This is a genomic window from Yersinia rohdei ATCC 43380, from assembly GCF_000173775.1.
GTDB classification, from domain to species: domain Bacteria; phylum Pseudomonadota; class Gammaproteobacteria; order Enterobacterales; family Enterobacteriaceae; genus Yersinia; species Yersinia rohdei.
Genome location: NZ_ACCD01000058.1, coordinates 1 through 9,786, shown reverse-complemented (window position 1 = coordinate 9,786; position 9,786 = coordinate 1). Strand labels below are relative to the sequence as shown.

The following is a 9,786-nucleotide window of genomic DNA, read 5'->3' as shown; positions in this document are numbered from 1 at the left end:
TTGGGATAAAGACAGTCTCACCGAAAAACAGAAACAAACCGTCAGTGCGCTGGCGACATTGGCCGCAGGGCTGGCGGGTGGGTTAGTTGGTGACAGCAGCAGTAGCTGCGCAGGCTGGGAAGAATGCGGTGGAGAATAATTCAATGTATGGGTTTGTGCCGCCACGCGTACAGCAGGATGCTTCTCTGGCGTTTGATCCGAGTCAACAAGGAAAGAGTGCAGAACAGATCAATGAGGTAATTGATGCGTCACACTTGGGGCCTTCCTGGGGCACCGAATATAAGGTTAAACCTAATGGAAAGGTTGAAGTTTCAGGTGGTGTAGGGGCCGATTATTATTTTGATACGAGTATAGACCCATACCAGATTTCAGCTAATCGTGGATAAACATTAGCTGTCGGTGGACGCATCTCCGGGCAGATAGGGATTCAGTTTGGACCATATTTCCCTGGGACTATGATTCCGAAAGAAATAGTTCCGTAGGTTTAGGGCTTGGGGTCATTTCTAGCGAAATATCTTATGGAAAAGATGGTTTTGGTTTTAGTTTCGGAGCGGGACCTGCATGGGGATGGAGCGGCGTGTCAACCAATGCTGCCGGTGAAAAAAATGGATATCAATGGTTCCTCTGGAACTGAATTCTATCATAATGACTTCGGCCAGGATAAAGCAAAATGAGCCCCGACATCATCACGATCACGTTATCAATGGCAATCTTTTTTATGTCATTCTATCAATATGCTAGAAGTAGCAAGCTGCCCCTTAACTCCCCAGTAGGTATGAACGAGTATTTTAGTGGCATATTTTTCCTCAGAAAAAGTTCCTTTAGTTTATTTTTGGGGCGGGTAGCATTACTTATTGGATTCCCGCTGTCATATGCCCTTAAGTTTATCCGTGATGGTGAAGGTGTCATTTACTTTCCATTGATTGTGATAACTTGGTTTATCGCGTTATATTTTTATAAGTATGCTAACTTTTTCAATATGGTAGCTGAGGGACATAAAGGGTTTTTTAGCATACTTCTAAAAGGGAAAACCTGTGGGTTGGCTGGTGCTTTATTGTGGTTGCTCCGTGCTTTATATATTGCATCAGTGATATATGTACTCTTGAATAGATAAGGTTGTCATCATTTAGAAATATTGTTATTGAGAATAACTTGCTGAGTGGTAATGAAGACACTCAGACTAAGTTCGTGCAGGAGCATGGTAAGAATATTGCGTCTTGCAGCACTGAGCCAAGCTCAGAGTCTTGCCGGAAAGGGCTGGCGATGAACGATGCGCTGATGGTCGCTTTACCAGCAGGTCTTGGTGGCGGTGTACTGGCAGCGGCTACCCCTGAAATTGCAGCAGCCGCGAAAGCAGCGATACAAGCCTGTGCGGGTAATGTGGTGCTGTGCCTGAATAATGCCGGTATCCAGATGTCAGAAGCGACGACGGCGAAAGCTGAAGCTGTGGCGGCTAATGTGGCCAAGAGTCTTTCATCTGGTTCTGGTCCAAAAATTAATGCGGGTAAATTTGGTCAACTTGAGTTAGATACGCTTTCACAAACAGGCGCTAAAACTGATTCGGCTGTTAAAGCGGGAAATTTCACAGTTGCTGGTAGAGCATTGCAAAAACATGGCAGTCGTGAAGGAAGCGCTTTTCCTGTTGCTAAGGGCACACCGGCTCAGATGAATGAACAAGGGCAAAAAATATTGGATGGAATCGTTAAAACTCCAGGGGCAACGGTCAAAGAAGGTAACCGTTTTGGTGGTTTCGATGTTATAGCACCTGACGGACGGGGGGCTCGTTTTGACCCTCAGGGTAATCTCCGTGGATTTTGGGAGCCTTAAGAATGACTAATAAACATCAATTAAAAATTATTGTGGCTAGTGATGTTGATTATGAAAAATTAATAGCTGAAATCTATTGTGGTGAAGAGTTCATCGCGCTTTTACAGCAAGAGGATGGCGAGAATAACATTAAGGTTGAGTTTTCCCCGAATATTGGGGTGATAGACTTTGATTGGCTTCAAGAAGCATTATTGGAAGCTAGAAGAACCTTACTGAATAAGTAATCTAAGAACCCCGGCCAGTTCAGTTCAGGCCGTGGTTCTTGCTTCTACGCCCTAAATCCTCTCACCTCTCGCCGCTGCAGCCGGATCACATCAGGCGCAGCGGTGATCTCCAGTTGCTCTATATCGGTGATCCCAGACTAGGTAAGCCAGTCGCCACCGATCACTATCTGTTCCTGAAGTGGTTCAGATCTACAAACGAGTTGTAGAAAAACGTGTGCTTCCGGTGAACTCGTATTTCCATAATAATTTCAGCAGGTAATATCGGTACCATCCTCCACTAACACAAGGGTGCTTATCTAAAGCCGTAACTAATACGCCAGAGGCGGTCAGACTTGCCAGCCAGACAGAACTCAGAAGTTTTCAAGCTGCGTTAGATGCCGCGACAAAGAACGGTATGTCATATGGACGTATAACAGTCGATGGTTGGTAACTGGAAATCAAACCTCCGCGCTTTGCTGGTGATTTGCCAACAGTCATTCATGCTCGTTATCTAGGGAAAATTAAATGGACATAGAAATTACAAGTCCGATCAATATTGCATTGGACGTAATAGAGCTTGATGAACATATTCCATCATTGAAGTTTAATTTGGTGATTCAAGTAAATAAATTTAGTTATAGCTTGAGTGTCAGTACCCAAGCATGGCTTGAATGCCAATGCTTTGATGCATTTATCGACAATATGCGGAATGATGATATAGCTCATCTTAAAGATATGAATGGATGTTTTGAGTTGATTTTAAATCCAGTTTTAGGATGGCTTGAATGGTCATGTGCTAAAGAAGATCTGCATGGATATGTCTCAGTATCAAAAGGCAGAGAAAAGTTAACGGACGAGGCAAAATCTGCAATATATACAGCGTTTAATAATTATCCTAAATGGTGGTGACTGTTAGAGCAGGTCTAAGGGTTCTGTCGCATTAAAGCGTGGTCAGGTAACATGCTGTTTTTTTTATGATGCTACCTAACCATATCTCCGATCCGAAAGGCCTTCCGTCGCTTGCATTATCCCACTGATGTTATCGCGCAGTGTGTTCGCTGGTATCTCGCTTATGCACTGAGTCTTCGCAACCTAGAAGAGATGATGGCAGAGCGCGGGATTATCGTTGACCACTCCACGCTTCACCCTTGGATCATCCGTCCGGTGTCCTTGCTGGATAAGGTCTTTCGCCGACACAAACGCACAGTAGGTCGGCGGTGGCGCATGGATGAAACCTACATCAAAGTCAAAGGTCAGTGGAAATATCGGTACCGCGCGGTCAATACTGCAGGCCAGACCATCGACTTCCTGCTGACCGCCAAACGGGATGCCGCCGCCGCATTACGCTTCTTTCGCAAGGCTATTCGTCAACACGGTGAGCCAGAGATCGTGACTCTCGATAAAAGTGGAGCCAACACAGCAACGTTGGCCATACTCAACGCCGACAAACCCGATGAAGAAACCGTCACTATCAGGCAGAGTAAGTATCTGAATAATCTTGTCGAACAGGATCACCGCAATATCAAACGCCGGCTATAGTTAGAAAACACTAACTATATCCATGTAATGCTGGGGTGTATTGATGATAGTAACTAAGTGACGAGCAAAGGTTACAGACAAGATGATCGACATTATAATGTGTTTAACGAACACGAACCGTTACACTAAACGGAACGAAGGCTGATTTTCATACAGGGATAACCTTATCAATGAGGGTTATAGATTTTTTTTGCGGATGTGGCGGAGCCAGCAAAGGCTTTGAATTGGCAGGATTTAATGTTGCGCTAGGCATCGATTTTGATGAGAACACAGCAAGTAGCTATAGGGCTAACTTTCCGAATACAAAGTTTATCCAAGACGATATTAGGAACGTTAGGGTCAAAGGCGTTGCTAAGATGGTTCCTGATTGGAAAAGTTCAGAATTTGTCTCTTGTGCCTGTGCACCATGTCAACCGTTTTCTTCCACACACTATTTAAGCCTCAAGGCCGATACAGTTGTCGGCGGGTTAACGTTCACACGGTCGTTCTTTTACCACCAACTCGAGAGTCTGATCAACGTCACTGATAAATTAAGATCAAGCGCTTTAACCTGTTCACTCAAGTCAGCCTTTAAGCATACGTTTGTATTCTTTTTTGACTAATGCAACAGAACCTTTTTGTAGGCAAAACCGTATATTAATCTCTGAAGACAGTTACAATGATCCCTATCATAAACAAATCATCTCTTCATATATATGCCAATGACTCATCCGTATACCTAGCCATCAAAAACACACCTTAAGTAGGCAGGTTGTTATTATTTATCATCTTTATTAATTATTCCCTACCTATATTAACTCAAAATAATTAATAAACATGGCATACTAATAAGCATAACGGATTATGAACACACTGTTGCTATTGCTTTAATTTACGTCACTTTTTATTAACGAATTGCCAGGAATAGAGAATTCGCTTATCCCAAATGGCGTAGGAAATTTCACTTTATAAGTAGGATGTTTTGTATTTTAACATTCCAATTTGACTAGATGATTAAATAAATTTAACTATTTCATTGATGTTTAAAATTACTTTCCTCTTTAAATACAATGCATAAGCATATATTCCCACCTAAGCCACTTGGTGGCTAGCCAATCTAATTAAATCAATCCAATATATTTACCTATAAAATACGCATTGTTTAGATTAAAAGATCGTGTATCTTAAAATGTATAGACATTAAGGTGGAGTCGGGGTGAAGGTGAGCAGTTTTAATTATTTAAATTAGAGGTTTCCATTGTAAAAATGAGTAAAGGGTTTCGCCCATACTCCTTGAGTTGTCATTTTAATTCGATGTTTCATCCATGCATACACATTCGACGTCAAGGTCTGCTGGAGATTATTTAGTGTGAAAATAAAAATGAAAGGCATCGCGTTTTTATCAGTCATTTGAGTTGTTGAGAATGATATCAGTCAGGAAAGCCTGAGTTGAAAAGCATATCAACGTCCACAGAACAAATTTTATTTTGTCTCATATAATCCAATACCGTAGCCATTAAAATAGTTAACAATATCTTTATGTTTAATATTATTACCTCCGTGATGATTGTTATGATGTCTTTATTGACATTTTCAGGTGTAGTAGAGGCGTCTCAAAATATGTCAAAGTTATCGGCCTCACCGCACGCGATTTCTCGATACGATGAAACCGAAAAACTCAAAAAAATCTTGACCCATTATGATCAATGGGAAGGTGTTAGTTACAAGTTAGGCGGTAATACTCGTAAAGGTATTGATTGTTCTGCTTATATGCAGCGGGTTTTTGAAGATGAATTTTCCTTTAGCTTGCCTAGAAGTACTCATGAACAAATAAAACAAGGCTCGCTGGTTACTAAAGATGCTTTACATGCGGGCGACTTAGTATTTTTCAAGACATCAAAACAAACCCAACACGTGGGTGTGTACATCGGGGAAAATAAATTTATCCATGCATCCAGTAGCATAGGTATCACTATATCAACTCTCGATAATAAATATTGGGGGTCACGATATGAACAAGCACGACGAATTAATCATGTGAAAGTATAGGGCCAATACCCGGTGTTTGAATAGACCAAGGTTGATTGTTCCGACATTTACTCGTGTATGTGTCAACTCAATCTCCTGCTTTTCTCGCTAGAATCAGCTCAAACCGTCAAAATATTAGTATTTTGTTGATGGAGATAATCATAGCAAGGGTAATAGGACCATTCTGCAAGGTCTTTATCCGATAAATCCTGCCATGAAGTAGGAACATATCCAGACTGACAATGAGAAACTCATACTGCTCTATTTTTTTTCAGCATCATCCAATTACTGTTCCTCAGGCGGGTCAGTCGGCCTATCTGCTAGGCCAATAAAATATTATTGTAATGACGACCATAAATATTGTGATTATATAAAAATAAACTATGCGGCATAAGAAAAACAAGAATTTTCCCACAATAAAACATCTAATTCTTATTCTTCTTTATTTTAATTATCCGTATATTAATCAACTCTACTAGAGTAAATGTGAGGATTTGCAGTCAGATGATACACAGCAGTAACGATGGAAAAATCATCCTAATCTCAGGCGTTTTTACTGCATTCTTCGACGACACTGCTCCACTTGTCAGGGATAGAGCAGAATATTAAAGCCATATAGGATTTTGACGGCGTAATACAAAAACGAATGACACGTTCTTACATATCGGACCATGCTTCTTTCGAACATATGCACCAATCAGGTGGATTATCAATCTGAGCCGAAAAAAGTAACTACATTCCATCAAACGATATTGTTATAAAAGTGGTGACTTTTTAAAGTTAACTTTAAAACCCATTAATTAATTTAGAGTATCACTGAATGTTTTTATTTTTTAATAACTAATAAGATAAACATCAACAAATAAAAGTAACTTATTAGTGATGAATAAATTATGTTTAATAATAACCACCTATCTAACTGCCTGGTTATCAGGCCATATAATGGACGCTATCATGTGAATAAAATAGTTTGAGTTGTATCGTAGGACATCGATGATGTCGGATTAGATCTCTACAAATGACATGCAATCTAATCTACAAATAATTACTTCGTAAGTTTTCACAAAAACAATATTTTACTTTTATAAAAATATGTTTATTATATTTTACAAACTAGGGTTTTTTAATGAAGAATAATACTAATCAATGTTTTTTTACATTGTCTGCAATTATGCTTGCTTTATCATCACATAGTTATGCTAATACGTTTATTATTAATAATGGAGAACAGGCTGTTATTGATAATCCCTTTACGTCAAATGCCGAGAATGTAGCCGGCGCTAATGGGGATGCAGTTAGAGTTATGTTGAATAGTAGCCTGACAATGAATGATAGCGCTAGTTTAACTAGTTTTGGTGATAATGCAAAAGGTCTTTCCGTTTATGCAGACGCTGCCGTAATATTTAATGGCGACACAGATATAACAACAAATGGCAACAGTTCATCCCATGCACTACAGCTTTTACAAAATGGATCCGTATTATTTAATGGTGAAAATAATATTATTACCGTTAATGGTGCACAATCATATGGCCTATTTGCAACTTCAGCTGGAGCTGATATTCTTGTTAAAAACTCCATTAAAGTCAATACCAATGGTAACTTATCTATTGCCGTTGCCGCACAAAATGGAGCTAATATTAACTTAGGTACTGGAAGTAAAATAACTACTGGTATAGGTGATAATGCTTATGCAATATATGCTAATGGTACAAATGCAATATCTAAAATAACAGCTAAAAACATTGACATTGAAACGTCAGGATTATCTAGTCATGCCGTATATGCAGCTAACGGCGGGGGACAAATATTTCTTTCTGGGGAAAATAATAACGTCGTAACCAATGGTGAACGAGCATACGGATTAATAGCCAGTCGGCCTAACTCTTCGATAATTATCGACGGGGCTATTAATGTCATCACAAATGGCGAAAGGGCCAATGGTGTAACGGCAACAAATACTATTTCTGATGTCAATGGAGTCTATGTTAATCTAGGAAGCAATAGCTCTATTACAACAAATAATTATCATTCTAATGGGCTGGTAAGTGTGAATGATAATGCTGTGATTGATGCTAATAACATTATAATATCAACATTTGGTGATGAATCTCACGGCATATTAACAGATAATTTCGGAACATCCAATTTAATTGGAAATAACATTGTCACAACAACAGGCGAAAATGCAAATGGTATTATGGCAACCAGAAATGGGGTCATTAATGCTAATAACACCCAAATAATAACATCCGGAATGAATTCAGATGCTGTATTCAGCAGTACGCAATCAGTCGTTAATCTCAATCAGAAAAACGCAAACTTACACAGTATTAATGGCTATTCATTTAATGCGTTGGGTGGTGAAATCAATGCCAATCTTGATGGCAGTAATGTATTGAATAATGGTGTGCTTATCAATGCTGATACTGATGGCGTAAACTATGGGGTAGTGAATGTCACTGCTGATAATATAGAGTCTCTTACTGGAGATATTCAGGCCTCTACTGGAAGTAACGCAAATATCACGTTAATGAATACACATTGGACTGGTCTCGCACGTAATGGAGGCCTGGTGAATATTGATAAAAACTCTATATGGAATATAGCTGCTAGCTCTGATGTCGCAGAATTGAATAACTCTGGAACGATTAATTTGTCGAATCCTATTGCTGGCGATTTATTAGTTGTTCACGGTAACTATATTGGTAATAATGGTCATTTGATATTTAACACCGAATTAAATAATGACGATTCTGTAACCGATAAAATGATTGTAGAGGGCAATACTTCAGGTAATACATCCGTTAGTGTGATTAATGCGGGTGGTAGTGGAGCGACAACACTCAACGGTATTGAATTGATTCAAGTTAATGGTTTATCTGATGGTGAGTTTGTTCAAAATGGTCGTATTGTGGCTGGTGCTTATGATTACAGACTGCTGCGTGGCGTGGGTCAGAATGCCGCTAACTGGTATCTGAGTAATCAGATCAGTTTGCCGGTTGACCCAGAGAATCCGGTGGCATCAGGCGAAGAAATCAAACGCCCTGAAGCGGGCAGTTACACCGCCAACCTGGCCTCGGCAAACAATATGTTTGTGACGCGTCTGCACGATCGTTTGGGAGAAACACAATATATCGACGTCCTGACTGGCGAACAGAAAGTTACCAGCATGTGGTTGCGTAACGAAGGTGGTCATAACCGTTCACGTGATACCAGTGGTCAGTTGAAAACGCAAAGCAACCGTTATGTGATGCAACTGGGGGGCGATATTGCTCAGTGGAGTAACGATGGCTTAAACCGCTTACATTTGGGTGTGATGGCTGGTTACGGTAATAGCAAAAGCGATACCAATGCGAAATCTGGCTATAAGTCTGGCGGTTCGGTCGATGGTTACAGCACCGGTGTTTACAGCACCTGGTATGCCAACGACGAAGATAAGTCTGGTTTGTATGTCGACGGTTGGGCGCAATACAGCTGGTTTAATAATACCGTGCAGGGCGAAGGTCTGGCGACGGAAGAGTATAAATCGAAAGGGGTCACGGCCTCGGTTGAGAGTGGTTATACCTTTAAGGTCGGTGAGAATAAGTCTAAGAATGAGACCTATTTTATCCAGCCTAAAGCACAAATCACCTGGATGGGTGTTAAGGCAAATGACCATACTGAAGCGAACGGCACACATGTGAATGGACAGGGTGACGGTAATATCCAGACCCGTCTGGGGCTGCGTTCTTATATGAAAGGCCACCACGAAAGTGATAATGGCAAGGATCGCGAATTCCAGCCATTTGTGGAAGCCAACTGGATTCACAATACCAAAGACTTCGGTACCAATATGAACGCAGTTGAAGTGAAGCAGGCTGGCGCGAAGAATATCGGTGAATTGAAAGTAGGCGTTGAGGGGCAATTGAATAAGCAACTGAATGTCTGGGGTAACGTGGGCCAGCAATTAGGTGACAAAGGTTACAGCGATACTGCCGTGATGTTAGGGGTGAAATACAACTTCTAATTTAGTAATTTCCTACAATAACGGTGTTTTTGCACCGTTATTGTAGTTTAGGTTCAGCATTATTTGCATAATAGGGGGCTGGCGCTCAGTGGCACTGTCGCATTAACAGGAAAGGGGCGGCAAAATTAGCATTGCCTATTTTTCAAGCTACCAACAGGCGGAATTGTACGTAAACGTCTGGTGCAACATCAATTTCCCCCC

General features: G+C 40.6%; 8 protein-coding genes and 4 pseudogenes. 11 read left to right on the top strand and 1 reads right to left on the bottom strand.

The window, feature by feature from the left end; genetic code table 11:
- From YROHD0001_RS20990 to YROHD0001_RS20985, 9 genes and pseudogenes are all read left to right on the top strand, one after another.
- A pseudogene (locus YROHD0001_RS20990) lies at positions 1-140 on the top strand (VENN motif pre-toxin domain-containing protein); the annotation flags it as partial.
- Between the two features lie 3 nt (positions 141-143).
- Entirely contained in the window at positions 144-386 is a 243-nt protein-coding gene (locus tag YROHD0001_RS20860) for a polymorphic toxin type 25 domain-containing protein (protein WP_032818509.1), read from the top strand.
- The gene (locus YROHD0001_RS20910) at positions 383-634 is read left to right on the top strand and encodes a polymorphic toxin type 25 domain-containing protein (RefSeq protein ID WP_144404272.1); all 252 of its coding nucleotides are present in this window, start codon (positions 383-385) and stop codon (positions 632-634) included. Before YROHD0001_RS20860 ends, YROHD0001_RS20910 begins: the two co-directional genes overlap by 4 nt.
- A gap of 36 nt (positions 635-670) precedes the next feature.
- Positions 671-1,114 (top strand): hypothetical protein, encoded by a 444-nt coding sequence (locus YROHD0001_RS0118995; RefSeq protein WP_032818507.1) that lies wholly within the window; start codon positions 671-673, stop codon positions 1,112-1,114.
- 149 nt (positions 1,115-1,263) lie between these two features.
- Positions 1,264-1,827 (top strand): hypothetical protein, encoded by a 564-nt coding sequence (locus YROHD0001_RS00295; protein ID WP_235427897.1) that lies wholly within the window; start codon positions 1,264-1,266, stop codon positions 1,825-1,827.
- Between the two features lie 2 nt (positions 1,828-1,829).
- Complete coding sequence (locus tag YROHD0001_RS00300; protein ID WP_004716882.1) at positions 1,830-2,051, top strand: hypothetical protein; 222 nt, start codon at positions 1,830-1,832, stop codon at positions 2,049-2,051.
- A 504-nt stretch (positions 2,052-2,555) separates the two neighbouring features.
- Positions 2,556-2,939 carry a hypothetical protein gene (locus YROHD0001_RS0118990; protein ID WP_032818505.1) on the top strand — a complete coding sequence of 128 codons (384 nt, stop codon included), beginning with the start codon at positions 2,556-2,558 and terminating at the stop codon, positions 2,937-2,939.
- Between the two features lie 81 nt (positions 2,940-3,020).
- A pseudogene (locus YROHD0001_RS0118985) lies at positions 3,021-3,566 on the top strand (IS6 family transposase); the annotation flags it as partial.
- A 173-nt stretch (positions 3,567-3,739) separates the two neighbouring features.
- Positions 3,740-3,988: pseudogene (locus tag YROHD0001_RS20985) on the top strand (DNA cytosine methyltransferase); the annotation flags it as partial.
- 71 nt (positions 3,989-4,059) lie between these two features.
- On the opposite strand, the pseudogene YROHD0001_RS20980 reads toward YROHD0001_RS20985, so the two are convergent.
- Positions 4,060-4,152 (bottom strand): annotated as a pseudogene (locus YROHD0001_RS20980) (hypothetical protein); the annotation flags it as partial.
- Positions 4,153-5,120: 968 nt separating this feature from the next.
- On the opposite strand from YROHD0001_RS20980, the gene YROHD0001_RS00305 reads away from it, so the two are divergent.
- Together YROHD0001_RS00305 and YROHD0001_RS19900 are read left to right on the top strand one after the other, a co-directional pair.
- The gene (locus YROHD0001_RS00305; RefSeq protein ID WP_231622857.1) at positions 5,121-5,597 is read left to right on the top strand and encodes an NlpC/P60 family protein; all 477 of its coding nucleotides are present in this window, start codon (positions 5,121-5,123) and stop codon (positions 5,595-5,597) included.
- Between the two features lie 1,105 nt (positions 5,598-6,702).
- On the top strand, positions 6,703-9,585 hold the full coding sequence (locus YROHD0001_RS19900; RefSeq protein ID WP_086023451.1) for an autotransporter outer membrane beta-barrel domain-containing protein: 2,883 nt from the start codon (positions 6,703-6,705) through the stop codon (positions 9,583-9,585).
- The last annotated feature ends 201 nt before the right edge of the window (positions 9,586-9,786 follow it).

Excerpts from the sequence above, each read along its gene's own strand:
- YROHD0001_RS20860 (WP_032818509.1), top strand. The coding sequence starts at position 144 with ATGTATGGGTTTGTGCCGCCACGCGTACAGCAGGATGCTTCTCTGGCG.
- YROHD0001_RS0118995 (WP_032818507.1), top strand. The coding sequence starts at position 671 with ATGAGCCCCGACATCATCACGATCACGTTATCAATGGCAATCTTTTTT.
- YROHD0001_RS00295 (WP_235427897.1), top strand. The coding sequence starts at position 1,264 with ATGAACGATGCGCTGATGGTCGCTTTACCAGCAGGTCTTGGTGGCGGT.
- YROHD0001_RS00300 (WP_004716882.1), top strand. The coding sequence starts at position 1,830 with ATGACTAATAAACATCAATTAAAAATTATTGTGGCTAGTGATGTTGAT.
- YROHD0001_RS0118990 (WP_032818505.1), top strand. The coding sequence starts at position 2,556 with ATGGACATAGAAATTACAAGTCCGATCAATATTGCATTGGACGTAATA.
- YROHD0001_RS00305 (WP_231622857.1), top strand. The coding sequence starts at position 5,121 with ATGATGTCTTTATTGACATTTTCAGGTGTAGTAGAGGCGTCTCAAAAT.
- YROHD0001_RS19900 (WP_086023451.1), top strand. The coding sequence starts at position 6,703 with ATGAAGAATAATACTAATCAATGTTTTTTTACATTGTCTGCAATTATG.